This is a genomic window from Flavobacterium sp. RSP49, assembly GCF_003968735.1.
Classification (GTDB): domain Bacteria; phylum Bacteroidota; class Bacteroidia; order Flavobacteriales; family Flavobacteriaceae; genus Flavobacterium.
The window spans coordinates 258,893-285,511 of record NZ_RYDN01000001.1 but is presented as its reverse complement, the minus strand read 5'-3'; the positions used below and the strand labels follow the sequence as shown (position 1 = coordinate 285,511).

Annotated in this window: 28 protein-coding genes; 23 read left to right on the top strand and 5 right to left on the bottom strand. The window is 33.9% G+C overall.

Annotation, left to right across the window (positions count from 1 at the left end; genetic code table 11):
• Positions 1 to 14: 14 nt before the first annotated feature.
• From hxlA to EKM02_RS01245, 3 genes are all read right to left on the bottom strand, one after another.
• A complete protein-coding gene (gene hxlA / locus EKM02_RS01255) occupies positions 15 to 656 on the bottom strand; it encodes a 3-hexulose-6-phosphate synthase (RefSeq protein WP_126451662.1) in 642 nt (213 codons plus the stop codon).
• A gap of 42 nt (positions 657 to 698) precedes the next feature.
• Positions 699 to 1,265 (bottom strand): 6-phospho-3-hexuloisomerase, encoded by a 567-nt coding sequence (gene hxlB / locus EKM02_RS01250; protein WP_126451661.1) that lies wholly within the window; start codon positions 1,263 to 1,265, stop codon positions 699 to 701.
• A 281-nt stretch (positions 1,266 to 1,546) separates the two neighbouring features.
• On the bottom strand, positions 1,547 to 2,434 hold the full coding sequence (locus EKM02_RS01245) for an AraC family transcriptional regulator (protein WP_126451660.1): 888 nt from the start codon (positions 2,432 to 2,434) through the stop codon (positions 1,547 to 1,549).
• A 440-nt stretch (positions 2,435 to 2,874) separates the two neighbouring features.
• Here EKM02_RS01245 and EKM02_RS01240 point away from each other — a divergent pair, with 440 nt between their 5' ends.
• From EKM02_RS01240 to EKM02_RS01145, 20 genes are all read left to right on the top strand, one after another.
• Positions 2,875 to 3,072, top strand: a complete 198-nt coding sequence (locus EKM02_RS01240) for a hypothetical protein (protein ID WP_126451659.1) — start codon at positions 2,875 to 2,877, stop codon at positions 3,070 to 3,072.
• Between the two features lie 61 nt (positions 3,073 to 3,133).
• The gene (locus EKM02_RS01235) at positions 3,134 to 3,577 is read left to right on the top strand and encodes a ubiquinol-cytochrome c reductase iron-sulfur subunit (protein WP_126451658.1); all 444 of its coding nucleotides are present in this window, start codon (positions 3,134 to 3,136) and stop codon (positions 3,575 to 3,577) included.
• A gap of 250 nt (positions 3,578 to 3,827) precedes the next feature.
• Positions 3,828 to 4,262, top strand: a complete 435-nt coding sequence (locus EKM02_RS01230) for a thioredoxin family protein (protein ID WP_126451657.1) — start codon at positions 3,828 to 3,830, stop codon at positions 4,260 to 4,262.
• Entirely contained in the window at positions 4,262 to 5,245 is a 984-nt protein-coding gene (locus EKM02_RS01225; RefSeq protein WP_126451656.1) for an FAD:protein FMN transferase, read from the top strand. The genes EKM02_RS01230 and EKM02_RS01225 overlap by 1 nt, the downstream gene beginning before the upstream one ends.
• Before the next feature lie 15 nt (positions 5,246 to 5,260).
• Positions 5,261 to 5,473 (top strand): DUF4266 domain-containing protein, encoded by a 213-nt coding sequence (locus EKM02_RS01220; protein ID WP_126451655.1) that lies wholly within the window; start codon positions 5,261 to 5,263, stop codon positions 5,471 to 5,473.
• 43 nt (positions 5,474 to 5,516) lie between these two features.
• Positions 5,517 to 6,959 carry a DUF3570 domain-containing protein gene (locus tag EKM02_RS01215; RefSeq protein ID WP_126451654.1) on the top strand — a complete coding sequence of 481 codons (1,443 nt, stop codon included), beginning with the start codon at positions 5,517 to 5,519 and terminating at the stop codon, positions 6,957 to 6,959.
• A gap of 652 nt (positions 6,960 to 7,611) precedes the next feature.
• Entirely contained in the window at positions 7,612 to 8,469 is an 858-nt protein-coding gene (gene hisG, locus EKM02_RS01210; RefSeq protein WP_126451653.1) for an ATP phosphoribosyltransferase, read from the top strand.
• A 73-nt stretch (positions 8,470 to 8,542) separates the two neighbouring features.
• The gene (hisD, locus tag EKM02_RS01205) at positions 8,543 to 9,835 is read left to right on the top strand and encodes a histidinol dehydrogenase (protein ID WP_126451652.1); all 1,293 of its coding nucleotides are present in this window, start codon (positions 8,543 to 8,545) and stop codon (positions 9,833 to 9,835) included.
• A complete protein-coding gene (hisC, locus tag EKM02_RS01200) occupies positions 9,825 to 10,874 on the top strand; it encodes a histidinol-phosphate transaminase (protein WP_126451651.1) in 1,050 nt (349 codons plus the stop codon). Before hisD ends, hisC begins: the two co-directional genes overlap by 11 nt.
• Before the next feature lie 23 nt (positions 10,875 to 10,897).
• Positions 10,898 to 12,034 (top strand): bifunctional histidinol-phosphatase/imidazoleglycerol-phosphate dehydratase HisB, encoded by a 1,137-nt coding sequence (gene hisB / locus EKM02_RS01195; RefSeq protein WP_126451650.1) that lies wholly within the window; start codon positions 10,898 to 10,900, stop codon positions 12,032 to 12,034.
• Between the two features lie 89 nt (positions 12,035 to 12,123).
• Positions 12,124 to 12,705: an imidazole glycerol phosphate synthase subunit HisH gene (gene hisH / locus EKM02_RS01190; RefSeq protein WP_126451649.1), complete on the top strand. Its 582-nt coding sequence runs from the start codon at positions 12,124 to 12,126 to the stop codon at positions 12,703 to 12,705.
• An 80-nt stretch (positions 12,706 to 12,785) separates the two neighbouring features.
• Positions 12,786 to 13,511: a 1-(5-phosphoribosyl)-5-[(5-phosphoribosylamino)methylideneamino]imidazole-4-carboxamide isomerase gene (gene hisA, locus EKM02_RS01185; RefSeq protein ID WP_126451648.1), complete on the top strand. Its 726-nt coding sequence runs from the start codon at positions 12,786 to 12,788 to the stop codon at positions 13,509 to 13,511.
• A gap of 20 nt (positions 13,512 to 13,531) precedes the next feature.
• Positions 13,532 to 13,837: an NIPSNAP family protein gene (locus EKM02_RS01180; RefSeq protein ID WP_126451647.1), complete on the top strand. Its 306-nt coding sequence runs from the start codon at positions 13,532 to 13,534 to the stop codon at positions 13,835 to 13,837.
• A 23-nt stretch (positions 13,838 to 13,860) separates the two neighbouring features.
• Positions 13,861 to 14,616 (top strand): imidazole glycerol phosphate synthase subunit HisF, encoded by a 756-nt coding sequence (hisF, locus tag EKM02_RS01175; protein WP_126451646.1) that lies wholly within the window; start codon positions 13,861 to 13,863, stop codon positions 14,614 to 14,616.
• A gap of 83 nt (positions 14,617 to 14,699) precedes the next feature.
• Positions 14,700 to 15,305, top strand: a complete 606-nt coding sequence (gene hisIE, locus EKM02_RS01170; protein WP_126451645.1) for a bifunctional phosphoribosyl-AMP cyclohydrolase/phosphoribosyl-ATP diphosphatase HisIE — start codon at positions 14,700 to 14,702, stop codon at positions 15,303 to 15,305.
• A 121-nt stretch (positions 15,306 to 15,426) separates the two neighbouring features.
• The gene (locus EKM02_RS01165; protein ID WP_234423128.1) at positions 15,427 to 16,572 is read left to right on the top strand and encodes an alpha/beta hydrolase; all 1,146 of its coding nucleotides are present in this window, start codon (positions 15,427 to 15,429) and stop codon (positions 16,570 to 16,572) included.
• A gap of 95 nt (positions 16,573 to 16,667) precedes the next feature.
• On the top strand, positions 16,668 to 18,101 hold the full coding sequence (locus tag EKM02_RS01160; RefSeq protein WP_126451644.1) for a leucyl aminopeptidase family protein: 1,434 nt from the start codon (positions 16,668 to 16,670) through the stop codon (positions 18,099 to 18,101).
• Between the two features lie 3 nt (positions 18,102 to 18,104).
• Positions 18,105 to 19,319 carry an acetyl-CoA carboxylase biotin carboxylase subunit family protein gene (locus EKM02_RS01155; protein ID WP_126451643.1) on the top strand — a complete coding sequence of 405 codons (1,215 nt, stop codon included), beginning with the start codon at positions 18,105 to 18,107 and terminating at the stop codon, positions 19,317 to 19,319.
• Positions 19,320 to 19,465: 146 nt separating this feature from the next.
• Positions 19,466 to 20,512 carry an alkaline phosphatase D family protein gene (locus tag EKM02_RS01150; protein WP_126451642.1) on the top strand — a complete coding sequence of 349 codons (1,047 nt, stop codon included), beginning with the start codon at positions 19,466 to 19,468 and terminating at the stop codon, positions 20,510 to 20,512.
• Between the two features lie 59 nt (positions 20,513 to 20,571).
• Positions 20,572 to 22,227: a M1 family metallopeptidase gene (locus tag EKM02_RS01145; protein ID WP_126451641.1), complete on the top strand. Its 1,656-nt coding sequence runs from the start codon at positions 20,572 to 20,574 to the stop codon at positions 22,225 to 22,227.
• Between the two features lie 44 nt (positions 22,228 to 22,271).
• Here the strand turns inward: EKM02_RS01145 and EKM02_RS01140 are convergent, their stop codons facing one another.
• Positions 22,272 to 23,108, bottom strand: a complete 837-nt coding sequence (locus tag EKM02_RS01140) for an AraC family transcriptional regulator (protein WP_126451640.1) — start codon at positions 23,106 to 23,108, stop codon at positions 22,272 to 22,274.
• Positions 23,109 to 23,263: 155 nt separating this feature from the next.
• Between EKM02_RS01140 and EKM02_RS01135 the strand changes: the two genes are divergently transcribed.
• Together EKM02_RS01135 and EKM02_RS01130 are read left to right on the top strand one after the other, a co-directional pair.
• A complete protein-coding gene (locus tag EKM02_RS01135) occupies positions 23,264 to 24,259 on the top strand; it encodes a phytanoyl-CoA dioxygenase family protein (RefSeq protein ID WP_126451639.1) in 996 nt (331 codons plus the stop codon).
• 469 nt (positions 24,260 to 24,728) lie between these two features.
• Positions 24,729 to 25,175, top strand: a complete 447-nt coding sequence (locus tag EKM02_RS01130; RefSeq protein WP_126451638.1) for a peptidylprolyl isomerase — start codon at positions 24,729 to 24,731, stop codon at positions 25,173 to 25,175.
• Positions 25,176 to 25,312: 137 nt separating this feature from the next.
• Here the strand turns inward: EKM02_RS01130 and EKM02_RS01125 are convergent, their stop codons facing one another.
• Positions 25,313 to 25,729, bottom strand: a complete 417-nt coding sequence (locus EKM02_RS01125; RefSeq protein ID WP_126451637.1) for an Lrp/AsnC family transcriptional regulator — start codon at positions 25,727 to 25,729, stop codon at positions 25,313 to 25,315.
• A gap of 105 nt (positions 25,730 to 25,834) precedes the next feature.
• On the opposite strand from EKM02_RS01125, the gene EKM02_RS01120 reads away from it, so the two are divergent.
• A complete protein-coding gene (locus tag EKM02_RS01120) occupies positions 25,835 to 26,554 on the top strand; it encodes a sulfite exporter TauE/SafE family protein (RefSeq protein ID WP_199878451.1) in 720 nt (239 codons plus the stop codon).
• The last annotated feature ends 65 nt before the right edge of the window (positions 26,555 to 26,619 follow it).

Sequence of the window (26,619 nt, the reverse complement as noted above, 5' to 3'; positions counted from 1 at the left end):
AAATTAGTCAATTATTAGGCTACAGTAACACTATTTATAGCTTCTTTTAATGCTTTTGCAGCAGCAGCTGGATCTTCAGCACCATAAATGGCACCACCAGCAACAGCTACATCTGCACCAGCAGCTACAACATCTTTTATTGTATCAATGTTTACACCACCTGCTACAGAGAATGGAACTTTTGCTAGTCTACCTTCACTGATAAGTGTTTGTACAGAATATCCTGCTAATGTTTGTTCGTCAAGACCAGCGTGTAGTTCAACAAACGCAACTCCAAAAGCAGTTACTTCTTTTGCTCTTTGTACTCTATCTTTAACTCCAATAGTATCAACTACTACTTTTTTACCATATTTTGCTGCAGCTTCTACCGCGCCTTTTACAGTTGCATCATCTACAGCACCCATAACGGTTACTAGATCTGCTCCAGCTTTAAATGCAATCTCAGCTTCTAGAAAACCGGTATCTGCAATTTTCATGTCTGCAAAAATTAATTTGTCAGGGAAAGCAGTTTTCATTGCTGTTACAACACTAAGTCCTTCCGATTTAATAAGCGGAGTACCTAATTCTATAATATCTACGTAAGGTGCTACTTTGTGTGCTAGTTCTAATGCTGCTTCTGTAGTAAGTAAATCAATTGCGACTTGTAATTTTGTCATGTCTAAAATGTTTAAAAAAATTAATAATATTAAAAAAAATCGTTATTCCAGGTTGGCGTGTTTCGGCCATAAATCTTCTTTGGTCAATTCTGATTCTTGCCAAAGCGACATGAAAACACCTTCCAGGATAAATAATGTAAACTGTTCAAAAAGGCTGCCGGCATACTGCTTGGAGACCGAAATCCCGAAGTCAGTTTTTGTTGCCGCTTTTATGAATAGGATATGGTCTGCCACTTCGGCTAATTTGCTTTCTGCATCAGCAGTCAGCGCAATAACTGTGGCTTTTTGAGCCTTCGCTTTCACCGCTGATGAGAGTACTGAAGAAGTAGTGCCGGATCCTGATGCCAGCAGTAACAAATCTCCTTCAAGAATGGCGGGTGTATTCGTTTCTCCTACTATAAATACGGTATAGCCTAAATGCATAAATCTCATGGCTGCCATTTTTAATGCAAGTCCACTTCGCCCAGCTGCCATTACAAAAATTCGTTTGGCTGCTTTAATTTCGTTAACCAAAACCGTTATCTCTTTTGGATTAATCTCATTTGCTAATTTTAGGTTTTCCTCCAAAATAACATGCAGATTTTTGTTTGTCAAAGTGTTACTATTCATTTTGTTTTATTTTTAAATAAGCCATACGCTCCTACTATCATTCAAATTAGTACACCAATGAAATTGGGTAATTTTGATCGATTTTTTTCGAGTGTGTGAGGTATTGCGTGATTGAAATTACAGGATGCCTTTATAATTTTAATTTTTTCTATTCAGAATTAAATAGAATAATAAAGCTGTAATCGATTTTTTGCAACAGTAATTAATCTCTATTTTGAATAGTATTAATTACTGATGCAAAGATAGATCAGAAGGAAAGGAGGGATGTTATATATACAAGACTATGCGGTATAAATTTGCGCCAGGCCATTCTGAAGGTCCGTTGGCGTTTCCTTTAGCTTAGCTCTTACAAATTTATTAAGAGCTGATGGAGAGCTAAACCCAAGGTCAAATGCGATTTCTTTGTGAGAGCGATCCGTAAACAGTAATTGTCTTTTAATTTCGGTAAGGATCCGGTTGTGGATTGCATTTATTGCGGTTTCGCTAGAATATTTTTTATTTAGTGCATTTAACTTTTTAGTACTTATAGCCAGTTTTAAGGCATAGAATTGTACAGTGCGCTCCATTTTATATTGATGGTTCAAAAGTTTTTTAAAGGCTATATAGGTATTCTGGTCAGGACCTTGAGTGTCCTGATGTAAAACAGGATGTTGGCCATGGATTGATTCGATGAGTCCCAAAAGGAAGATTTTGATATAAAAACGGGCCTGCTCTTTTTTAACTAGGCTAGGGGCATTATAGATATCCTGTATGTTCTTTATAATAGGTAGGACTTGTTCAAATTCTAGGCTAGAAAGTGCGGTACAATTAAGGTGGGCAGATAAGTTTACGTTATAGGCACTGAGCTCATTTTTCAATATATCTGAACAGAACAATACTTCTTCAAATAATATAATTTTACCAGATAAATTAGTTGATAAATTTGACAAAAAGTGGATTTGATCCGGAAACAGAATAGAAATTTTTCCTGAATTTAATAAATGAATTTTGTCTTCGATATGTACTTTAATACTTCCTGATTCCACAAGTATGATACAAAAATGATCTTTTTTATGTGGTTTCAAATAATCTTCAGCACTTGCTGTCCCAAGGTCAAAAACCCGGAAGGACAAATTTTTATCATCCGTTTTTTGAATGTTTTTTTTAATCTCAAACCTCTCTAAGTACATAGGATATTTTTTATATAAGTGCTGAGTGCGCTCTAATAAACGACTTTAATGCATCAAGTTTATTATAGAGTCATTTTAAATGATGCTTGTAAACCTAATTTATTAAACTTAAAACACTTCTTTAGTACAATTTTTATTAGTAGCTTTTCAATAATAGCTTAATAATCAAGGGATTTTAATTGTAAAAGGTAGTGTCAGTAATTTTAAACATTAAAGATCAAGGACAAATATACTCTTTTCTTATCTTAAGATATTGATTCAGCTTGAAATTAGGCTCAAAACTAGATTCAGTACGGTTCTTAGAGCACTAATAATGAATTTTAATTTTTATATTGAAGGAACTAACATTACCCGTAAAAAGAGTAAAACATAAATACCTTAATTTTAACTTGTGCAACAAGCACGTAAAATTGAGGGCCAACTTTAAAAACTAAATTACTGTGAAAGCACTAAACGATAAAAAATTAGATAACCCAGTTTGGTTTTCGTTATCAGAAACGCATCAAAATTTTGCGATGGATTATGATAATATAAAATTCTATCCCCCGGATTATTGTCCGTTTGGTGGTTTTGAAAAAGGAGATGCTATTTCTAAGTCTATCGATAATTATGCTGCGATGGTTGATAATTTCTTTTAATAAAAAACTAAACTTGAGTTTTTTACGTAACTATAATTATTAAAAACTAACATAAATAATTATGACTAGAAAAGAATTTTTTTCCAGAGTAGGATTTGGAGCAGCGACAGTTTTATTACCTGCTTGTATTGCTGGTATGGCCGTGAGTTGTAGCTCTGATGATACAAATTCAGATTCATCAGGTACCACCCCCCCGACACCTTCAGCAAGTTCAAATTTCACAGTTGATGTAAGCATGGGGACTTTAGCTAAAAACGGAGGTTTTTTAGTAACCCAAGGAATAATTATCGCTAGAACCAACGCAGGTGATTTTCTAGCAGTCTCTGCTGCATGCCCTCATGAGGGAGTTATTGTTAATTATGATGAAGCAGGTAACAAATTTGTTTGTCCAAGACATAATTCTCAATTTACCAGTAAGGGAGTAGTTACAATTGGGCCTGCAGCATCTAATTTAAAAGAGTACAAGACTTCATTAACAGGAACAGCACTGACTGTTTTTGTGTAATAAAATTAAAACAAAGAGCTATAAGTAAGTCGAAAGTTTAAAAGTCGTAAAGTCAAAAGAGTTAACTTTAAGTAAAACAGCTTTAAATCAGATTTTTACATGATTTTATCCTGATTTTAAAGTACGACATTATACCATGGTTATTACTTAATTCTCTTATTGTTAAATTAATTCTGTCTTAATTTTGTTCTCTGCTAAATCGTTGTTTAGAGAAAACAAATACTTTTATAGAGATAAAAACAACCCTAAAATGAAAAAATACACGCTGATTTTGTTTCTTTTATTAGGAACATTTGGTTATTCTCAAAATTGGGAATCTGATTTTAATGATGCAAAAACACAAGCAATCAAAGAAAACAAAAATATCCTTCTTGTGTTTTCAGGATCTGATTGGTGTGCGCCTTGTATTAAACTAGAAAATACAATCTGGAAGTCAGAAGATTTTAAAAATGAGGCAGAGCAAAAATGGGTCATATACAAAGCTGATTTTCCAAAGAAAAAAGCAAATTTACTGGCTGCTAATTTAACAGCTAGCAATAAAAAATTAGCTGAGCGGTACAACAAATCTGGAAATTTTCCTTTAGTGCTGTTACTGGATAAAACAGGGACCGTATTAGGAATTACTGGTTACAAAAATGTGACTCCGCAAGAATACATTCAAATCATTCATTCCTTTGAGAAATAATGAAAAAAATACTCGTACTCAGTTTTATATTCATAACGGCATTAGCGACTTCGCAAATTACGCATAAGAGAAAGCTGTTTATGTTAGGGAGTCCTTTTGAGGTTACCGCTGTTGCAAGTGATACTATAAAGTCCAACGAATATATTGATTTGGCTGTAGCCGAAGTAAAACGAATTGAGTATTTAATCTCCGATTGGATTCCAACAACGCAAATCTCCGAAATTAATCGCAATGCAGGAATACAGCCGGTAAAAGTGGATGCTGAAGTTTTTGAATTGGTCGAAAGAGCCATTAAAATCTCCCAAATTACCAATGGTGCTTTTGATATTTCGTATGCTTCCATGGACAAAATATGGAAATTTGATGGTTCCATGAAAGTAATGCCAACCGATGAAGCCATAAAAAAATCAGTCGCGAAAATTGGGTATAAAAATATTATTCTAAACCAGAAAGAACAGACTATTTTTCTAAAATTAGAAGGAATGAAATTAGGTTTGGGCGGCATTGGACAAGGCTATATTGCTGATAAAGTAAAAGATTTATTGTTTTCTAAAGGCTGTCTTTCCGGAATTATAAACGTTTCGGGAGATATTAATGCCTGGGGGAAACAACCGGACGGAAAACCTTGGACTGTAGGAATAGTAAACCCTTTGAACAAGAATAAAATTTTTGCCACGTTCCCAATAGAAGACAGTGCGGTGGAAACTTCCGGCAGTTATGAAAAATATGTGATTTTTAATGGTATTCGTTATTCGCATATTATTGATCCCAGAACGGGGTATCCGGCAAATGGTGTGGTCAGTGTCTCTGTTTTTGCCAAGCAGACTGAAATTGCTGATGCTTTGGCTACAGGAATTTTTGTAGTTGGAGTAGAAGTAGGCTTGGATTTAGTAAATCAAATTAAAGGTATTGAATGTATTATTGTTGACGATAAAGGCAAAATTCACTCTTCAAATGGAATTGATATCAAAAAATATAATTAATAACAAAATGCACTCATGAAACATAAAATAGCCTTTGTATTTTTTACACTTTTGATTTTGCAATCGTGCAGTTCAATAAAAGAGTACGAAAAAGAGAAAATAACTGATCCTGATATGAAGCTTTCTGCCCGAACAGCGGAACGGTATGAAACTTCTTTTCAAGTATATCGTGAAGCTGCTGGCGGAGCCAATGGTGGAAAATCAGGTGGCGGTTGCGGGTGCAATTAATGTAAAGCATCAATTCAGATTGTAAATTCCAATCCATTAGAAAATGAAAATAAAAATTTTATCTCTTTTTATCTTAATCACTGTAACTGCTTTTTCTCAAGAAAATAGTAAAGAACCCGTTTTTAAAAAAAGAGTGTTAGAAAGTACAGAAGTGGACTTTCTAGCGAGTTATTACGAGCAAGATGGATCAAGATCAGCTGTTTCTGGGGGTATTGGTTCAGAGAAACTAACAGATGTCGCTTCTAATATTGTGGTTGCAATGCCGTTGAATGAGGATGATGTCTTGACTATTGATTTAGGAATATCGGCCTATTCATCAGCTTCGTCCAGTAATATAAATCCATTTAATTCTACGGGTGCTTCTCGTGGCGGAGGCGCTAATGATCCAACAGTAGGCAGTAATGCGGAGGCTACAGGACCCAGTGGAACGCCTTGGCAAGCTTCATCTGGTGCTTCAAGAAGTGATGAGTTAGTATCCGTTGTTGCTAATTACAGTCATAGTAGCGATTCCAGGAATTTTATTTGGAATACAGATGTTTCTTTTTCAAATGAATATGATTACACTTCAGTTGGTTTTGGTGGTGGAATCACTGGTCTTTTTAATGAAAAAAATACAGAATTGAGTTTGAAAGTAAATGCATATATAGATCAATGGAGACCTATATATCCAACGGAGCTGCACGAATATTCATTGTATGGTTCAAATTTTTTAAATCAAGGCTATTTTTTTGGTGTATCAGTTTTGGATCAGAACGGTGTACCCTCAACAGATTACTTGCCGTCTGCATTTAAACCGGTTACTACTGTTAACAGAAATTCATTTTCAGCCTCTGTAGGGTTTTCTCAGGTTTTGACTAAGAAATTACAGGTTTCAGTTTTCTTTGATGTATTGCAACAACAAGGATTATTGTCTTCTCCGTATCACCGAATTTATTTTGCAGACAAAGCCAATTTTTACATTGGACAAGCGCAATACATAAGCAATTACGAAAGTCCAAGCAACATCGGAGTTTACAAATTAGCAGATGATATCGAAAGATTACCGGATTCACGTTTTAAACTTCCCGTTGGAGCGCGTTTTAATTATTACATCAATGACCGATTTATAGTACGAACCTATTATCGTTTTTATTCAGATAACTGGGACATACAATCGCATACCGCCAGTATTGAACTTCCTGTGAAATTGTCCGATAAGTTTACTGTTTTTCCAATGTACCGCTATTATACACAAGCGGCTTCTAAATATTATGCGCCTTATGAAACGCATTTGTCAACAGAAAAATTTTATACTTCAGATGCTGATTTAGCGACATTTGATGCCAATCAATACGGTTTTGGCATTAATTATACAGATATTTTTACTGCAGGAAAAATTTGGAAATTTGGCCTAAAAAATATTGATTTTAGATTCAATCATTACAAACGAAGCGATAATTTGACGGCTAATATTGCTACCATTGCTTTTAAATTTGTAATGCAATAAACCCTGAATTTGTAAAAAAACAATAAAGATGCATATGTTAATTCTTTTCAACTTCACTATTTTTATTCAGAGACCGAAAACGGAATCAAGACCAAAATATATATTACACTCATTTGTAAATGGTTGTAAACCATTTTCCAATTCGCGGAATCTTTTTCGGAATTGGAATTTTGATAGCTGAAATGTTTTTAAAGAAAGATTCGTTAAAAAACACGGCGTATATTTTGTTTGTGATAGCGTCAATTTTTGTCAATAAAAGTAGGGACTTCTGGGGATGGAATTCGTCATACAGTAATTGGGGAAGACAGCGCTGTTTTGCACCCCTGAATGAGAATACAGCTGTGAAAAAAGAATATAATAAAAACCAAAAATAATATTCATTTAACAAAAATTAGCATTTAAGTTAAAATAAAAATTGCTTTCTAAAGAATTTAACTCGTATATTTGCACAAGATTTAAAACAAAGCTGACAAAAATGTTTACAAAACAATTGCATCATCATCATTCCCATTATTGCTCTCAAGCGATGTGTTAATGATATGTATGTAAATCATCATATTTAAAAACCCGTTTGAGTACATCAAACGGGTTTTTTATTGCCTCAAATTGTACTCAAACATTATCATTCTAAAAAAAAACAAAAAAACAAAAAATGAGTACATTAAAAATTGCAATTCAAAAATCAGGTCGTTTAAACGAAGACAGCATTCAAATTCTAAAAGATGCCGGCATTTCAATTGATAACGGAATCGACCAATTAAAAGCTGAAGCTTCTAATTTTCCTTTAGAAGTTTTATATTTAAGAAATTCGGATATTCCTCAATATTTGATTGATGGAGTTGTAGATATTGCTATTGTGGGTGATAATTTATTAGTTGAAAAAGGCGGGAATATTGAAGTTATTCAAAAATTAGGTTTTTCAAAATGTAAAGTATCTGTTGCTGTACCTAAAGCATTTGATTACAAATCCGTTCAGGATTTAGATGGTATGCGTATTGCAACTTCCTACCCTAAAACAGTACTGGATTTCTTTAATTCTAAGGGAGTTTCAGTCGATATTCACCAGATTTCAGGTTCGGTTGAAATAGCTCCAAACATCGGTCTTGCTGATGCTATTGTTGATATTGTTTCCAGTGGAAGCACATTATTTAAAAATAATCTAAAAGAGGTAGAGGTTATTTTTAAAAGCGAAGCAGTTTTAGCGGTTTCCCCAAAAGTAAGTCCGGAGTCTCAAAAGATAATTGACACTTTAAAATTCAGAATTGAATCTGTTTTACGAGCTAGAAAGTCAAAATACATTTTGATGAATGTGCCAAATGACAAAATTGATGCTGTTGGAAAAATTCTTCCGGTATTACGAAGTTTAACCGTTTTGCCTTTGGCACAAGAAGGGTGGAGCAGCGTACACTCGGTAATCGACAAAGACACTTTCTGGGATGTGATTGATCAATTGAAAGAAGCTGGAGCCGAAGGGATTTTAATTTGTCCAATTGAGAAAATGGTTTTGTAGAATTATTAATGATATGATTTAAAAGTAAAATCTTTCAATTTTTAAATCATTTAATCTTTGAATAAAATTAAAAATGAATAAAATATACAATCCAAAACCAGAAACGTGGTCTGCTATTCTAGAACGGCCCACAAAAACGGTAGATGACATTGAAGCTACAGTAAAAGAAATTTTCAAGGAAGTTCAGAAAAAAGGGGATGAGGCTGTAGCCAAATATACGTCACTTTTTGATGGAGTTACGGTTAACAATATCGAAGTTTCAAAAGGGGAGATTGATGCAGCTGTTGCAAGTGTATCAGAGGAATTAAAAGCAGCAATTGCTTTAGCAAAAGAAAATATAACCAAATTTCACAAGGCACAAAAAACAAACCGAGTAGCAGTAGAAACGATCGAAGGTGTAAACTGCTGGCAAGAAAAACGACCGATTCAAAAAGTTGGATTGTATATTCCGGGAGGCACAGCACCCTTGTTTTCAACAGTATTGATGCTTGCTGTTCCTGCAGAAATTGCAGGTTGCAACGAAATCGTATTGTGTTCGCCACCAGATAAAAACGGAAACATAAATTCTGCGATCTTGTTTGCTGCTAATTTATGCGGAGTTACAAAAATTTTAAAAGTAGGTGGTATTCAGGCTATTGCAGGATTGACATTTGGTACCGAAACGATTCCTAAAGTATATAAAATCTTTGGACCAGGAAATCAGTTTGTTACTGTTGCAAAACAATTAGCAACTCAATTTGGCGTTGCCATTGATATGCCCGCAGGTCCATCTGAGTTGTTAATCGTGGCTGATGATACTGCAGTTCCTGCTTTTGTAGCCTCTGATTTACTGTCACAAGCAGAACACGGAGCAGACAGTCAGGTAATTTTGGTTTCGACGTCTAAAAAACTTATGGATGCCGTTGAAGAAGAAATTCAGCTTCAAATAGAGCAATTACCCCGCAAAGAGATTGCCGAAAAAGCTATCGCTAACTCCAAATTAATTTTTGTCGAAAATGATAAAATCGCTTTGGATTTAATAAACGAATACGGACCGGAACACTTTATTGTATGCACTGCCAACGATGATTTTTATATTGACGAAATTGAAAATGCAGGTTCGGTTTTTATAGGGAATTATACACCGGAGAGCGCCGGTGATTACGCATCGGGCACCAATCATACCTTGCCTACCAACGGATATGCAAAAAACTATAGTGGTGTAAATTTAGATAGTTTTACAAAAACAATGACTTTTCAAAAAATAACGGAAAAAGGAATCCAAAATATAGGAAAAGCTATTGAAATAATGGCTGATGCCGAAGGGTTGCAAGCACACAAAAATGCAGTTACATTACGATTAAAAGCACTGGAAGATGGGAAATAGTTTTGATATCAATAATTTGGTTCGAGAGAACGTAAAAACAATGAAGGCGTATTCCTCTGCTCGCGATGAATTTGAGGGTTTTGATACTGCTGATATGATTTTTTTGGATGCCAATGAAAATCCGTTTGAGAATGGCGTAAATCGCTATCCTGATCCACAACAAATGAGTGTGAAAGCAGCTTTGGCCAAACAAAAAAATGTAAAGACCAACCAAATTTTACTTGGAAATGGCAGTGATGAAGTATTGGATTTATTATTCAGAGCTTTTTGTGAACCAAAAACAGATAATGTGATTACCCTACCGCCAACCTACGGAATGTATGGTGTTTTGGCTAATATCAATGCAGTTGAAAACAGAGAAGTATTACTTTCAGAAGATTTTCAACCGCAAATAGAAAAAATTATTAAAGCTGTTGATGCAACCACTAAAATCATTTTTTTATGTTCACCAAATAATCCAACCGGAAATTCTTATTCGGATGAAAGTGTGGCGTATATTCTTCAAAATTTTAAGGGGTTGGTAGTAATTGATGAAGCGTATATTGACTTTTCAAAAAAAGAAAGTTGGATTAATGAATTAGACGAATATCCAAATTTGGTCATTACTCAAACACTATCAAAAGCGTATGGTTTGGCAGGAATCAGATTGGGAATTTGTTATGCATCTGCTGAAGTAATTTCGGTTTTGAATAAAATAAAACCACCGTATAATGTGAATGAACTGACTCAAAAAAGAGCTTTGGAACGATTAGACAAGCCGGAAAAGATAAAATTTGAAATTGAATCTATTATAGCGCAAAGAGAGGAATTACTTAAAGTGTTACTTGATATTAATTTTGTCGAAAAAACTTATCCTACAGAAGCCAATTTTATTTTGGTAAAAGTGGATGATGCCAATAAAAGATACGCTGAATTAATTGCAAAAGGAATTGTAATCAGAAATAGAACAACCCAACCGTTATGCAATAATTGTTTGCGTTTTACTGTTGGAACTGAACAAGAAAATAAAAAATTAATTGAGGTGTTAAAGCAACTTTAAACCCTAAACTTTAAACTTTTTTAATGAAAAAAATACTTTTTATAGACCGTGATGGAACAATGGTTTTAGAACCAAATGATTATCAATTAGACAGTTTTGAAAAATTAGAATTTTATCCAAACGCTTTTCAATATTTGGGAAAAATTGCTGCAGAATTAGATTTTGAACTCGTTATGGTGACCAATCAAGATGGTTTGGGTACGGATTCGCATCCGGAAATTAACTTTTGGCCAGTTCATAATTTGGTTATGAAAGCATTTGCTAATGAAGGCGTGGTTTTTAGTGAAGTCTTAATTGATAAAACGTTCCCGCATGAAAACGCACCAACACGAAAGCCCGCCACCGGTCTACTAACTAAATACATTGATAATCCCGAGTATGACTTAGTAAATTCATTTGTAATAGGAGATAGGATAACCGATGTAGAATTAGCCAAAAATTTAGGTTCAAAAGCTATTTTTATTAATACAGACGAAGCTTTAGGAGGTGACGAAATTGCTTCTAGAAGAGAAGAACTCGATTTAGTTATTGCTTTACAAACTACAGAATGGAAAACAATTTATGAGTTTTTAAAATTAGAAGAACGTTCTGCAACCATTTCGAGAAAGACGAATGAAACTGATATTTATATCAATTTAAACTTAGACGGAACTGGAAAAAGTCAAATTGAAACTGGAATTGCTTTTTTTGATCACATGCTCGACCAAATTGCGCGTCACGGACAAATGGATCTAGAAATTCTTGTAAAAGGTGATTTGGAAGTAGACGAACACCACACAATTGAAGATACAGCAATTGCACTTGGAGAAGTTTTTGCGAAAGCATTAGGAAATAAATTAGGAATAGAACGTTACGGTTTTTGTTTGCCAATGGACGACTGTTTAGCGCAAGTAGCTATTGATTTTGGAGGCAGAAACTGGTTGGTTTGGGAATCCGAATTCAAACGGGAGATGGTCGGAAAAATGCCAACGGAGATGTTTTATCATTTCTTCAAATCTTTCTCCGATGGAGCGAAAGCCAACATCAATATAAAGGCAGAAGGAACGAACGAACATCACAAGATTGAAGCCATTTTTAAAGCTTTTGCCAAAGCAATAAAAGTAGCCGTAAAGCGGGATACAGAAAAAATGATTTTGCCAAGTACAAAGGGGATGCTTTAATTTAGTCGAAAGACAAAAGTCTTAAAGTCTTAAAGTGCTCCGGCATTGACTTTATGACTTTTGACTTTACAACATTAAGACCAATATAAATGAAAACAGTAATCATAAATTACGGTGCAGGCAATATTCAAAGTATTATGTTTGCCATCGAAAGATTGGGATTCAAAGCTGTTTTGAGCAATAATCCGGACGAAATTAAAGCAGCAGACAAAGTGATTTTTCCAGGCGTTGGAGAAGCAAGTTCCGCAATGAAAATGCTTTTAGAAAGTGGTTTAGACACTTTGATTCCAACCTTGAAACAACCTGTTTTGGGAATATGTTTGGGAATGCAACTGATGTGCAACAAATCGGAGGAAGGGAATACCAAAGGTTTGGGAATTTTTGATATTGATGTGATTAAGTTTACGCCAAAAGTAAAAGTACCACAAATGGGGTGGAACCAAATTTACAACTTGAAATCAGATTTATTCAAAGGAATTGCAGAGAACGAATACATGTACTTGGTCCATAGTTTTTATGCACCACTTTGTCCTGAGGCCATTGCTACAACCAATTATGAATTGGAGTATGCTTCTGCTTTACAAGAAAACAACTTCTTTGGAACGCAATTTCACCCGGAAAAAAGTGGTGATGTTGGGGAACAAATACTTGGCAACTTTTTGAAATTATAAATTTCAATAGCAAAAAATAAATTTTAATATTAAAAAATCAGCGGAATGAGATTGCTTCGTTCCTCGCAATGACAAATAAAATGAGAATAATACCCGCAATAGATATCATTGACGGAAAATGTGTTCGCTTATCCAAAGGCGATTACAGTACCAAAATTATATACAATGAAAACCCACTGGAAGTGGCGAAATCATTTGAAGCACACGGAATCGAATATTTGCACTTGGTTGATCTGGATGGCGCCAAATCAAGCCAAATTGTGAATTATAAAATATTGGAACAAATAGCGACTCAAACAAATTTAAAAATTGATTTTGGCGGTGGCTTAAAGTCGGATTCCGATTTGAAAATTGCTTTTGAAAGTGGTGCCAATCAAATTACAGGCGGAAGTATTGCCGTAAAAAATAGAAAACTATTCGAAAAATGGATTGCAGAATACGGTGCTGATAAAATTATTTTGGGAGCAGATGCCAACAATGAAAAAGTAGCCGTTTCGGGTTGGTTAGAAGATTCTAATGAAGATCTGATTCCGTTTATACAAGAGTATCAAAATAAAGGAATTCAGTATGTAATTTGTACGGATATTGCAAAAGATGGCATGCTTGAAGGACCAAGTTTTGATTTATATGCTAAAATTTTGAAAAACGCCAGCGGAATAAAATTAATTACTTCCGGAGGGATCTCAACTTTTGATGAGTTGCCAAGGCTAGCCGAATTAGGTTGTGAAGGAACAATAATTGGTAAGGCCATTTATGAAGGACGAATTTCGTTGAAACAATTGGAACAGTTTATAATTAGTAAATAGTCAAACAAAAAGTTTAAATTATGATAACTTGTCACGTAAAATATAGTATAGACCCATTTCAATTGAATATTTTTGAAGAGTATGGTAGAAGATGGATTAAATTAGTTAATCGTTTTGGGGGACAGCATCATGGTTATTTTTTGCCATCTGAAGGTGCAAATAACGTTGCATTTGCAATGTTTTCATTTCCTAGTTTATCCGAATACGAAAAATACAGATCATTAATTTTACTCGATCAAGAATGTATAGATACGTTTAAAATTGCAGAAGACACGAAATGTATATTGAGTTATGAACGAACTTTTTTGCGCCCAGTATTTGAATAATAAGACTTTTAACAACAATCAAAATGCTTACAAAAAGAATTATTCCCTGTCTTGATATAAAAAACGGACGTACCGTAAAAGGTGTTAATTTTGTGGACTTGCGTGACGCAGGAGATCCAGTGGAATTAGCTAAAATCTATTCAGATGAAGGAGCTGATGAATTGGTTTTCCTAGATATTTCTGCAACAGAAGAACGACGAAAAACATTGATTGATTTAGTCCGAAAAGTGGCAGCTACCATCAATATTCCATTTACTGTAGGAGGTGGAATTTCATCAGTTAGTGATGTTGAAGTGTTGTTACAAAATGGAGCCGATAAGGTATCTATTAATTCTTCGGCAGTTAAAAACCCGCAGTTGATTAATGATTTGGCACAAAAATTCGGAAGTCAATGTGTAGTGGTTGCAATTGATGCTAAACAAATCGACGGGCAATGGATTGTTCATTTAGTAGGAGGAAAAGTACCTACAGCATTGAATTTATTTGATTGGGCCAAAGAAGTAGAAGAGCGTGGTGCAGGTGAAATCTTATTCACGTCAATGGATAATGACGGAACTAAAAACGGTTTTGCTAATGAAGCTTTGGCTAGACTTTCTGAGTTAGTTAATATTCCTATAATTGCTTCAGGAGGAGCAGGAAATATTCAACATTTTGTAGACGCTTTTGTAGTTGGAAAAGCCGATGCAGCATTGGCCGCAAGTGTATTTCATTTTAAAGAAATTGAAATCAAAACATTAAAAAAAGTCCTTAAAAATAACAATATCGAGATTAGAATATAGAAATAGATAATAGAATAAAGAGAAAAGAAAGTTAGATTAGATAATCTTTCAATCTTTAAATTTTCAATCTTTAAATTAAAAACATGAACATAGATTTTTCAAAAAATACAGACGGATTAATTCCAGCAATCATTCAAGACAGTGAAACCAAAACGGTTTTGATGTTGGGTTATATGAATGCCGAAGCGTATCAAAAAACGATAGACACTAAAAAAGTAACCTTTTACAGTCGAAGTAAGCAAAGGCTTTGGACAAAAGGCGAGGAAAGTGGCAATTTTCTAAATCTGATTGACATCAAAAACGACTGTGATAATGATACGTTATTGATTCAGGTAAAACCAGAAGGGCCAACATGTCATAAAGGTACAGATACATGCTGGGCTGACGAAAACAAAGCAGATTATGGCTTTATTTCGGATTTAGAAGATACAATCCAACTTCGAAGAGAAAATGCAGATTCAGAAAAAAGTTACGTTGCTTCTTTATTCAAATTAGGGATGAACAAAATTGCCCAAAAAGTAGGTGAGGAAGCGATTGAAGTGGTTATTGAAGCCAAAGATGACAATGATGATTTGTTTTTGAGTGAAAGTGCTGATTTACTTTTTCATTATCTTATCTTATTGCAAGCCAAAGGGTTTAAGTTAGATGATGTGGTAACAGTTTTAAAAAGCCGTCAGAAGAAAAATTAGCATACTTACTTTTTATACATAAAACCCAATAGAAAATTCATTTGCTATTGGGTTTTCTTTTTTCTTTTATTTCCAATAGCAATCCACTATATTTACTTTTATTTTAAAATTAAAGCAGCACATGCAAGTAATGAATTCAGACAATACCACCTTTAATCCTGATGCAAACAATTTTATACTAAATACTGGACTACACATAATTCTAACTACTGATGAAGATGATGCTCGGCCGGTTTATATTTCAGGGAATTTTAATAATTGGCGCACACAAGACAACGAATTTCTGATGGAGAAGATAGGGAACCGTTCGTATCATTACAAATTCTCACATGATTTTGATTATCCAGAGATGCTTTTGTATAAATTTACGAAAGGAGATTGGAGCGATGTTGAGATTAACAGTCATGGGAATCGTACCGAAAATCGCTCTACATTTGCACATACTGGCATTCAAAAAGAACACGTTGAGAGATGGAGAAAAAACTGGTTGCCTTTTAAACAATCTTTTTTACCTCAAGTGCAATTGATTTCGGATGAATTTGAAATTCCCCAACTCAATAAAACCAGGAAAATATGGGCGTTATTACCCCATGATTATGACAAATCGAGTGAAAGTTATCCGGTTATGTATTTGCAGGATGCTCAAAATTTATTCAATGAATCAGCTGAATTTGGCAATTGGGAAATTGATAAAAAACTGGCAGTTATGTCAGAATATAAAATTGGAAAAATTATAATTATTGCTATTGAACACGCCGAAGAAGATCGCATCAAAGAATACAATGTAGGGAAAACTGTTCTAGGAAAGGGACAAGGCAAGAAATACATTCGCTTTGTGACTGATACATTAAAACCCTACGTAGATTGCAATTTTAGAACCAAAAAAGAACGGGAATTCACCGGAATTGGAGGAAGCTCAATGGGTGGATTAGTTAGTATTTTTAGTGGATTAAGAAATCCTGAAGTGTATGGGAAATTAATGATTTTTTCGCCCTCGCTTTGGGTCGTTCCTGAATTAAAAATCAATACTGAAAAATCTAATTCAGCAGATACAAAAATCTATTTATATGCCGGTGGCGATGAAAGTATAAAGATGATTGAACATATCAAAAGTTTTAAAGATAGTTTGATTTCAACTGAATTTGTAAAAGAAAAATCGAATATTAATTTAAGTATTAACAAGCAAGGAAAACATAGCGAAACCTATTGGAGTGACGAGTTTCCAAAAGCAATTGAATGGTTGTTTTTTAATGAAAAAGAGGTGTAGAGATGCGATTTATCGCGTCTATTACAGAGTATAGCTAAAAAAACGACATTAATGTTGAATTTCATCCAATAACAACAGCCATAAAAAAAGAATAAATGAGAACAAGTACAATAACAAATTCAGATGATTTTTCAGGTACAATTTTAATTCCGGTTTTTGAAACCTATTCAAAAAGTATTGTTCCCATTACATTTAATGGATTGGAAATTGCTTCCAAAGTTTTTTTTGGTAAAAAAGACACACACTATTTGGCCGAAAAAAATGATAATACGTATGTTTTTATTGGCTTGGGAAAAACGATAGATTATAAATCGTTAAAAACTATTTTTCGCCGTATTTCATCGAAACAAAAAGAAAATTTAAGTTTGAGTGTAGCTTTAGTTATACCAGAACAATTTACTGAGGATCAGGTTGAAGCTATGATTTCAGGATTGTTTTTGGGAACGTATGATTTAGGTCATTTTAAATCGGAGAAAAGCGTACATCCTTTTTTACAACCAGATTTTAGCTTGAGTTTATTATCTGAAAAAGAGCATTTGGCTACAGCCAAAAAAGGAATTAAAATTGCCAAAGCACAACTAGCAACCTATAATTTAGTCGATTTACCACCCAACACGATCAATCCAAAATACTTGTCGAATTGGGCTAAAGAAACCGGGGATCACTATGGATTTGATGTGGAAGTCCTGGGTTATGAAGCTTCTAAAATTGCAGGTCTTGGCGCTTTTTTAGCCGTAGGAAAAGGAAGCGAGAATGAACCTCAATTTATCATTATGAAGTATACTCCTGTTGTTGAAGTAAAACACTTAAAACATGTTGGATTGGTGGGGAAAGGAATCACCTTTGATACTGGTGGATTAAATATAAAAACGGCAGGAATGGTCCACATGAAGTGTGATATGGCTGGTGGTGCGGCAGTATTTGGGGCGATGCAACTTATAGCCGATTTACAATTGCCAGTCAAAGTAACTGCTATTGTTCCTTGTGCCGAAAACTCGGTTGACAGCAAGTCCTTTTTACCTAGTGATGTAATTCACAGTTACAGTGGACATTCAATAGAAATAATTGATACTGATGCAGAAGGCAGACTCATTTTAGCCGATGGATTATCGTATTTGATTAAAAATTTCAAACCGGAATATATTGTGGATATCGCCACACTTACTGGAAGCAGCGTGGGTACTTTTGGGTATGAATGTGGTGCTTTGTTTACCAACAATGCAGAAATGGCTAAGAAATTGCAAGAAAACGGAGATGCAATAGGAGAGCGTTTGTGGCCTTTACCGCTTTGGGATGTTTACAAATCAGACATAGAAAGTGATATTGCCGATGTGAAAAATTATAGTGGAAAACCAGTTGCCGGAGCCATAAGTGCCGCCAAATTTTTAGAATATTTCACCCAAGAACACAACGCTTGGGCGCACCTTGATGTAGCTGGAGTGGCATTTGGTGATGATGAATTTGCTAATAGTAAGCATGCAACAGCGTATGGTGTTCATTTATTAACTAAATTCATAGAAAATTTATAACCTATGGAAAACGCTAAAACCTTTCTTTGTATTTCAAATTATTTCAAAGGTGCCGATTTTTTAATTAATTTAAAAAAATTAGGCAACAAAGTCTATTTAGTGACAAGCGAAAAACTCAGAGACAAGCCATGGCCACACCAACATATTGATGAAATTTTTTATATGGAAGGCCAAGATGTCGATTGGAATTTAGAACATCTGTTATTAGGTGTTGGTAATTTTATGAAAGCTACTAAAGTAGATGCCATTGTTGCGTTAGACGATTATGATGTAGAAAAAGCCACGTATCTAAGGGAAAACCTCCGTATTGATGGGATGGGGCAAACTACGGGACGTTATTTTAGAGATAAATTAGCGATGCGAATGAGAGCCAAAAGTTGTGGAATTTCTATTCCTGCTTTTTGTTCTTTGTTTAATGACCATGACATCAATACTTTTGCAGATGCTATTCCTGCTCCATGGGTTTTGAAACCACGTTCAGAAGCTTCTGCAACAGGAATTATAAAAATAGAGGACAAAGAGCGTTTGTGGATCCATATTAATGAAATGGGGAATAACAGATTCAAATATCTATTGGAACAATTCAAACCTGGTGATGTGTATCATTGTGACAGTTTGATTTCGGATAGCAAAGTAATCTTCAGTTTGACTTCTAGATATTTAGCTACACCAATGGAAATATCTCAAGGTGGCGGCGTTTTCCGTTCGGCAAATAGTAAATACAAATCAGAGGATGATATTGCGATAAAAAAATTAAATGAACAAGTGATGAAAGGTTTTGGGTTGAAACATGGAGCCGCTCATACAGAGTTCATCAAAAGTAATGAAGATGGACAGATTTATTTCTTGGAAACTTCTTCACGAGTAGGAGGAGCGCATTTGGCCGAAATGGTTGCTGAAGCTTCGAATATTAATTTATGGAAAGAGTGGGCGGCAATTGAAGACGCTTTGGTCAAAGGAACGAAGTACAGTTTACCAAAAGTAAAAAAAGGATATGCCGGAATCGTTTTGACTTTAACAAAATTCCAGCATCCTAATTTATCTTCGTTTTCAGATCCGGAAGTTTGCTTTAGAATACCCTTAGAATATCATGCAGGACTTATTGTCAAATCAGATAATCAAGAAAGAATTTTAGAATTGCTAGAGGAGTATGGCAAACGTTTAGCCAATGATTTTACTGCTGTAGTAGAACAAAGCAAAGTAACCCACCTGCATTAATTTTTGTGTTTTAATCTAATAAAAAAGCGACTCTTTTAATTGAATAGTCGCTTTTTTATTAATCTTTACTTAAAGTTCAATTGAGCATATTAGTATACCTTAGCAACAAATTTTTTTAAATTAAATAGATTTTATAATACCTTCACATGAAAAAAATACTTTTTATTTTTAGTTTTTTTGCCCTTATTAGTTGTAAAATTCAGAATACACAACAGGTACTTGAAACTAATAAACCTACTCAAAACACTTACTTTACGATTGCTTTTGGTTCCTGCGACAATCAAAAGATTAAAAATGAACTTTGGCCAGCGATAGACAAAAATCATCCTTCCGTTTGGATTTGGGGAGGAGATAATGTGTACTCCGATACAGAAGATATGCAGTTTCTTAAAAATAATTATGAAATTCAAAAACAAGACGCGGATTATCTAACTTTTATTAAAGATAAAATAGTTTTAGGAACTTGGGATGATCATGATTATGGAGCAAATGACGCTGGGGAAGAATATCCCTTTAAAAGAAAAAGCCAACAGTTATTATTGGATTTTTTAGGCACTTCAAAGAACGCTTCTGAGCGAAAAAGAGACGGAGTTTATACTGCTAAAACTATTGAGGTAAATGGAAATAAAATAAAAGTCATTGTATTGGATTCTCGCTTTTTTAGAACGGCACTGACTAAAGCCACCGATTTAAAAAAACGTTTTCAACCTAATACAGCAGGTGAAGGAACGGTGTTAGGAAATGCACAATGGAAATGGTTGGAAAATGAACTTCAAACTTCTGAGGCACAGTTTAATGTTATTGTCAGCAGCATTCAATTTTTATCAAATAAACATGGTTTTGAAGCTTGGGGAAATTTTCCCCATGAAATTGAAAAACTAGAGCAATTGATTGTTTCAACGAAAGCAAAAGGTACCTTTATAATTTCTGGTGACCGCCATATTGCTACTTTTTCTTCCAAAAAAATTCGCGGATTGTCGTATCCTTTAGTCGATTTTACTTCGAGTGGACTAACCCATACCTATGCTTCTTTTTCTGGCGAAGAAAATCCTTATGTAAAAGGAGAAGTGATCAAAGATATTAATTTTGGGTTGCTGAAGTTTGATTTTGAAAACAATAAGGTGATCATGGAAATTCGTGGAAAAGAAAATACGCTGTTGCAAGAATATGTCCAAATCTATCCTGGAAAATAAATTCCAGGAAGTTTAATTATAGAGTTTTAAAGTTTATTTTTGTCTAAAGTAAATTCACCATGCAAAAACAATTCAGTCTTATTTTGATCTCTTTCCTTTTTTTTAATGGTGTAAATGCACAAGGACTTTTGGAAAAAAAAGAGGAAATATTTACCAGACAAGATACTTTGCGCGGCAGCATCACCAAAGAAAGAGCGTGGTGGGATGTAAAACAGTACCATCTTGATATTAAAGTAAATCCTGCGGACAGTACTATTTCAGGTTCCAATACAATAAAATATCAAGTTGTTCAGGAATACAATAGTATGCAAATTGATTTGCAAAATCCTATGGAAATTTATAAAGTCATTCAGGATGGAGTAGCTTTAAAATATAGAAGAGAAGGAAATGCATTTTTTATTGAATTGATTGCATCTCAAACAAAAGGAGCCATAAAAAAGTTGACTGTTTTTTACGGAGGCAAGCCTAAAGTTGCTGTAAATCCGCCATGGGATGGAGGAATTACTTGGAAAAAAGATGCTAATGGGAATTCTTTTATTGCTTCTTCTTGTCAGGGATTGGGTGCGAGTGTTTGGTGGCCAAACAAAGATCACATGTATGACGAAGTGGAAAATATGCTGATCAGTGTAAATGTTCCTGAAAATTTGACAAATGTATCTAACGGTCGTCTGATCAGTGTTAAGCAATTAAAGGACGGAACCAAAACCTATAATTGGTATGTCTCAAATCCTATCAATAATTATGGTGTAAACATAAATATAGGAGATTATGTTTCGTTTTCAGAAAAATATAAGGGAGAAAAAGGCGATTTAGACTGTACCTATTATGTTTTGAGAGACAATTTGGCGAAAGCCAAAAAACAATTTCAGGATGTTCCAAAGATGTTGAAAGCTTTTGAGCACTGGTTTGGACCATATCCTTTTTATGAAGACAGTTACAAGTTAGTTGAAGCTCCGTATTTAGGAATGGAACATCAAAGTTCAGTGACCTACGGAAATAAATTTCAAAATGGTTATTTAGGAAGGGATTTAAGCGGAACGGGTTGGGGATTAAAATTTGATTTTATCATTATCCATGAATCCGGACATGAATGGTTCGCCAATAATATTACGTACAAAGATATTGCTGATATGTGGATTCATGAGAGTTTTACAAACTATTCTGAAAGCCTTTTTGTAGAATATTATTATGGGAAAGAAGCTGGATTTGAATATATCCGAGGGACCAGAAAGGGAATAAACAATGATAAGCCGATTATAGGAAACTATGGTGTAAACAAAGAAGGATCTGGTGATATGTATCCAAAAGGAGGGAATATGCTACATACTTTACGCCAAATTGTAAATGATGATGAAAAATGGAGAAAAATATTAAGAGGTTTGAACAGTACTTTTTACCATCAAACGGTATCGACTAAACAAATTGAAGATTATTTAAGTCAGCAAGTTGGAATCGATTTAGCTACCTTTTTTAATCAGTATTTAAGAGATACCAGAATTCCTACAGTAGAATATTTTTTCAAAGATAATCAATTAGGATATCGCTGGACAAATTGTGTGTCAGGTTTTAACATGCCTGTTAAAGTAACACTGAATGGCAATGAAGAATTGCTACAACCAGAGACAGAATGGCAACGTGTTTCTGTAAATACTGAAAATTCAAAATTGGAAATAGATAAAAACTTTTATGTAGCCAGTTTTAATATTACGGAATAAATTATAAAAGGTATGTTTCTGAAATTTAGGAAACATACTTTTTTTTATCTTTTCTTAAACTGTATTGGATTTTCACCCACTACTTTTTTGAAAATTCTATTAAAATATGACAGACTTTCAAAACCACACTCAAAGCACGTTTCTGTTACATTTTTATCAGTTTTTAAAAGTATTTTAGCTTGTTCTATTCGATACTGATTTAAAAATTCAGTAAAAGTCAATCGTGTCATTTTTTTAAAATAACGACAAAAAGCGGCTTTGGATAAGTGAGTCAAAAGGGAGATTTCTTCAATAGAAACGGTCCTTTGATAGTTTTCTTCGATAAATTTATGTACTACTTTTAATCGCACTTGTTCTTTGTTATTGTACAGATTTTCAAATGGTTTATCATGTAACAGTGTTCTTTCATTTGCTGTTGCTAAAATCTGAAATATGGATAGCACTTCTATAAATTGTTCAAAATGTGATAAAAGATGAATTTTTTGAAGCCTTTTGCCAACTTCATCTTTTAGAGCCCCATGAAAACAAACCACCTTTTTAGAGTTCTCAAATAATTGATTAATGCTGGCTAGTTCAGGAGTGGTGATAAAGTCATTTTTGAAAAAATCTTCTTTTATCTGTAAAACTACTTTTTCATATTCGGTTTTAATTCCATAATCAAAATTCAAATGCGGAATATTAGAACCTATAAAAACCAAATCACTTCCTTCAAAATCCCCAATATGGTCACCTACGCGTCGTGTTCCATTTGGTGCTACAATGAAAGTCAATTCAAATTCAGGATGAAAATGCCAATAATAAAAATTATTCAATTTTGGATTGACCAATATTCTAAAAGAACTACCGGCTAATCTTTTTATATCCTCAAAAACTATTTTCATACCTCGTTACTGCTATAATTGTTCAATATAATACATATACTTGTCTAAAGTTACTAAAATAAATCAATATTGTACAAATAGCAGTACATTTTGTGAAAGTAATTAAGGTTCACTTTTTCTAATTTTGGGATAGTAATAACACGAAATAGATAATTATGGAAAAAAATAAGCAATCAAAGGTACCAACAATGGTTCCCACAATGGCACATAACAATGCCCACAAAGATATTCCGGGGAATCCATCGACAGCAAAATCCAGCACAACAAAATTAAATGATCGCTCTAATGGTAAACCGCTGCGTTTGCTTACTGAAGCCGATTGGAAGTTTTGGATTGAAAACGGATATATTGTAATAAAAAATGCTGTTCCGAAAGAAAACGCTAAAAAAATGGCCGATTTCCTGTGGGAATTTGAAGAGAAAAATCAAAACGATCCAGAAACTTGGTATGCGCCACCAAGAGCCGAAATGCAAATGAAAGAACTTACCAATAGCGGAATGGTTGAAGTGTACAATCATCAATACCAATGGGATAATCGACAAATGAAAAAAGTATACGATGCATTTGTAGATATTTGGGGAACGGAAAAATTATGGGTAACCATTGACCGAGCAAATCTAAATTTACCAGTCCGTCCGGATTTTGATTTCAAAGGATTCATACATTGGGATTATGATCCTGAAACAAAACCTCAAAACGTACAAGGAGTTCTCGCTTTGGCAGACCAAATGGATGAAAATATGGGAGGATTTCAATGTATTCCTGATTTATACCGAAATTATGATACTTGGAAACTGACACAACCGGAAGACAGGAATCGATTTCAACCGGATACCTCCGAATTTGAAGGCAAATTTGTTAAAGTAAAAATGGAAGCGGGAGATTTATTGATTTTTAACAGTTTACAACCGCATGGCATTCGCCCTAATATTACAAAAGATAAAGTGAGAATGGCACAATATATTTCTATGATGCCATCGGAAGAAGAAAATGAAGAATTGCGACAATGGAGAGTGATTTCCTGGAAAGACAGAATTGCACCTGAAGGATATGCCTTTCCTGGAGATCCCCGTAAATGGGAACAAACCAAATATAAGACGGCAGCGCTTAGCGACTTGGGAAAAAAATTACTAGGAGCAGAGAAGTGGTAATAATAAAGCATTACCTAACGGTAATGCTTTATTATTTCTAAAACAGACTATTTTTACCGTAATTTAAATAATCTATTTTACATAATATAAATTATAGCGCAAAAAGACTCCTCTTATTTGGATCAAAAAACTCACAATGTTTATTTACATTAAACGATTTCAATCCTTCCATAAATTATTTAATATGAAGGATATTCATTTTACAGTCTCTTGCTATAAATAATTTTGCTATTAGCTAACGCAATTTCAAATTTCAGAGAAATACATATCTAAAGCTTAAATCACATTATTTAATTCAAATTTATGCTGTTTAAATCTAAATATAGCTCAATTTAATAGTTTTAAAATATTTTTTTATTTTTACGATGCTTTGGCTTGGTTTTGGAGACTTCCTTAAATATAGATTTAAACTAAACTATTTACTGCGTAAAAATTATGCAAAGAATTTTTTAAAATTAAAAATAAAAGTATGAGTCAAGTTAAAGAGAATAACACGGTTAAAGTACACTACACTGGAAAATTATCTGACGGTCAGGTTTTTGATAGTTCAGAAGGTAAGGAACCGATAGAATTTACTTTAGGACAAGGGCGTTTGATTTCAGGGTTTGAAAAAGGCTTAATTGACATGAAATTAAATGAAAAAAAAACCATTACAATTGTTGCTGATGAAGCCTATGGTGCTGTTAGGAATGATCTAATCAAAGAGGTGCCAAAAACGGATCTTCCTAAAGATATCATTCCGGAAGTTGGAATGGGACTTGTTTCCAAATCGTCGGATGGTAAGGAAATGAATTTACTGGTAGCTGAAGTAAAAGAGGAAAGCATCGTTTTAGATGGAAATCATCCTTTGGCAGGAAAAGATCTCACTTTTGATCTGCAAGTAGTAGAAATTAAAGATATAGTTGTAACGGAATAATATTAGTTAGCTACTTTCTTAAAACTGGACCGCTTTAATTGAAATTTTTCAACTGAAGCGGTCCGGTTTTTTTATGATTTTTGTTTTAAAAGACGACGCTGTAAATTTTTTTGATTTAAGAAACAGACGATCCTATATTATTTTTTTAAATCAGATAAAATCAAGTGCGTTGTAGGCTCTCCATAAACTAAAAGCCGATCAATAAATTGTTGTAGGTGCATTTGATCAACTAGAACGACTTTCATAATAATGTTTTGGGGTCCAGTAATTCTAAAAACCTCATTTATCTCTGGAAAATCTTTCAGCTGATTACAAAACAGCTGTAGTTTTCCACTAAATAGCTTGAACAGAATAAAAACCTCTAATCCAAATCCCAGTTTTTGGTTGTTCAGCTGAAGTTTATATCCTTGTATAATAGCAGCATCCTCCAGTTTTTGAATGCGTTCTCTTACGGAAGAAGGTGAAAGTCCAATTTGTTTCCCAATTTCTACATAGGAAGCTCTTGAGTTTATTTCTAATTGCTTTATTATTTTTAAATCTAGAGTATCAACCATTAAAAAAGTTTTAAACGCTTAAAATTACAACTTTTTAACGGAAAATCACTTGTTTATTGATGGATTAAATTTAGATATTTATAGTGCTAATAGTACTTTTGAACCATGGATAACACTTTATTACTGCTTACAATTGGAATTTTTACAGGATTTTTTATTCAAACTATGATCGGTTTCGGCGGTGCTTTAATAGCTTTACCTTTCTTGTTGTTAGTTATGCCTTTATCTGAAGCAGTTTCGTATCTTTCTATTTTTTATCTGGTCTCCTCTCCTATTTATATGTATAAAGAGTGGGAACATATAGACAAAAGCTTATTAAAAAAAATTGCTTTTTCTTCCTTTTTTGGAGTGCTTACCGGAATAGTGGTTCTAGTTTATGGAAAACCTCTGATCTTAAAGCAGGCGTTGGGTGTTTTTATTATCCTATTTGTATTAAATAGTCTTCGTGTCAAAAAAAAAGTAGTGATTTTAAAAAAAACGAAACACTTTTTGGGTTTTCTAGGAGGTTTCTTCTCTGGTTTATTTTCTACCGGAGGTCCTTTATATGTAATAATTGTTCAGAATGAAACTAACGATATAAAGACATTTAGGGCTACCATGTTTGGTACTTTAGGCCTGGTTACGCTGATGCGAATGCCTGTTTTGGTTTTAGGTGGCGTGATTACTATGAACCAAATTTACAATTCCCTCTATGTTGTGCCTTTTCTTATTCTTGCTTTATTTCTGGGCAAAAAAGTCTATTTAAAACTTAATGAAGCGCTTATAAAAAGAATCATTTTAGGACTATTATTTCTATCAGGAGTATTGCTGGTTTTTAAAGTATAATTATAGAAATTGTATTGACTCTGCTTTTATCACATTACTGGTCAATGACGGTGCTAAATTTATTT

Excerpts from the sequence above, each read along its gene's own strand:
- EKM02_RS01130 (WP_126451638.1), top strand. The coding sequence starts at position 24,729 with ATGAGTCAAGTTAAAGAGAATAACACGGTTAAAGTACACTACACTGGA.
- EKM02_RS01230 (WP_126451657.1), top strand. The coding sequence starts at position 3,828 with ATGAAAAAATACACGCTGATTTTGTTTCTTTTATTAGGAACATTTGGT.
- EKM02_RS01225 (WP_126451656.1), top strand. The coding sequence starts at position 4,262 with ATGAAAAAAATACTCGTACTCAGTTTTATATTCATAACGGCATTAGCG.
- EKM02_RS01215 (WP_126451654.1), top strand. The coding sequence starts at position 5,517 with ATGAAAATAAAAATTTTATCTCTTTTTATCTTAATCACTGTAACTGCT.
- EKM02_RS01220 (WP_126451655.1), top strand. The coding sequence starts at position 5,261 with ATGAAACATAAAATAGCCTTTGTATTTTTTACACTTTTGATTTTGCAA.
- EKM02_RS01125 (WP_126451637.1), bottom strand. The coding sequence starts at position 25,729 with ATGGTTGATACTCTAGATTTAAAAATAATAAAGCAATTAGAAATAAAC.
- EKM02_RS01155 (WP_126451643.1), top strand. The coding sequence starts at position 18,105 with ATGGAAAACGCTAAAACCTTTCTTTGTATTTCAAATTATTTCAAAGGT.
- hisH (WP_126451649.1), top strand. The coding sequence starts at position 12,124 with ATGAAAACAGTAATCATAAATTACGGTGCAGGCAATATTCAAAGTATT.
- EKM02_RS01140 (WP_126451640.1), bottom strand. The coding sequence starts at position 23,108 with ATGAAAATAGTTTTTGAGGATATAAAAAGATTAGCCGGTAGTTCTTTT.
- EKM02_RS01145 (WP_126451641.1), top strand. The coding sequence starts at position 20,572 with ATGCAAAAACAATTCAGTCTTATTTTGATCTCTTTCCTTTTTTTTAAT.
- hisC (WP_126451651.1), top strand. The coding sequence starts at position 9,825 with ATGGGAAATAGTTTTGATATCAATAATTTGGTTCGAGAGAACGTAAAA.
- hisG (WP_126451653.1), top strand. The coding sequence starts at position 7,612 with ATGAGTACATTAAAAATTGCAATTCAAAAATCAGGTCGTTTAAACGAA.
- EKM02_RS01135 (WP_126451639.1), top strand. The coding sequence starts at position 23,264 with ATGGAAAAAAATAAGCAATCAAAGGTACCAACAATGGTTCCCACAATG.
- EKM02_RS01120 (WP_199878451.1), top strand. The coding sequence starts at position 25,835 with ATGGATAACACTTTATTACTGCTTACAATTGGAATTTTTACAGGATTT.
- hxlB (WP_126451661.1), bottom strand. The coding sequence starts at position 1,265 with ATGAATAGTAACACTTTGACAAACAAAAATCTGCATGTTATTTTGGAG.
- EKM02_RS01165 (WP_234423128.1), top strand. The coding sequence starts at position 15,427 with ATGCAAGTAATGAATTCAGACAATACCACCTTTAATCCTGATGCAAAC.
- EKM02_RS01160 (WP_126451644.1), top strand. The coding sequence starts at position 16,668 with ATGAGAACAAGTACAATAACAAATTCAGATGATTTTTCAGGTACAATT.
- EKM02_RS01245 (WP_126451660.1), bottom strand. The coding sequence starts at position 2,434 with ATGTACTTAGAGAGGTTTGAGATTAAAAAAAACATTCAAAAAACGGAT.
- hisB (WP_126451650.1), top strand. The coding sequence starts at position 10,898 with ATGAAAAAAATACTTTTTATAGACCGTGATGGAACAATGGTTTTAGAA.
- EKM02_RS01180 (WP_126451647.1), top strand. The coding sequence starts at position 13,532 with ATGATAACTTGTCACGTAAAATATAGTATAGACCCATTTCAATTGAAT.
- EKM02_RS01150 (WP_126451642.1), top strand. The coding sequence starts at position 19,466 with ATGAAAAAAATACTTTTTATTTTTAGTTTTTTTGCCCTTATTAGTTGT.
- hisF (WP_126451646.1), top strand. The coding sequence starts at position 13,861 with ATGCTTACAAAAAGAATTATTCCCTGTCTTGATATAAAAAACGGACGT.
- EKM02_RS01235 (WP_126451658.1), top strand. The coding sequence starts at position 3,134 with ATGACTAGAAAAGAATTTTTTTCCAGAGTAGGATTTGGAGCAGCGACA.
- hisA (WP_126451648.1), top strand. The coding sequence starts at position 12,786 with ATGAGAATAATACCCGCAATAGATATCATTGACGGAAAATGTGTTCGC.
- hisD (WP_126451652.1), top strand. The coding sequence starts at position 8,543 with ATGAATAAAATATACAATCCAAAACCAGAAACGTGGTCTGCTATTCTA.
- hisIE (WP_126451645.1), top strand. The coding sequence starts at position 14,700 with ATGAACATAGATTTTTCAAAAAATACAGACGGATTAATTCCAGCAATC.
- hxlA (WP_126451662.1), bottom strand. The coding sequence starts at position 656 with ATGACAAAATTACAAGTCGCAATTGATTTACTTACTACAGAAGCAGCA.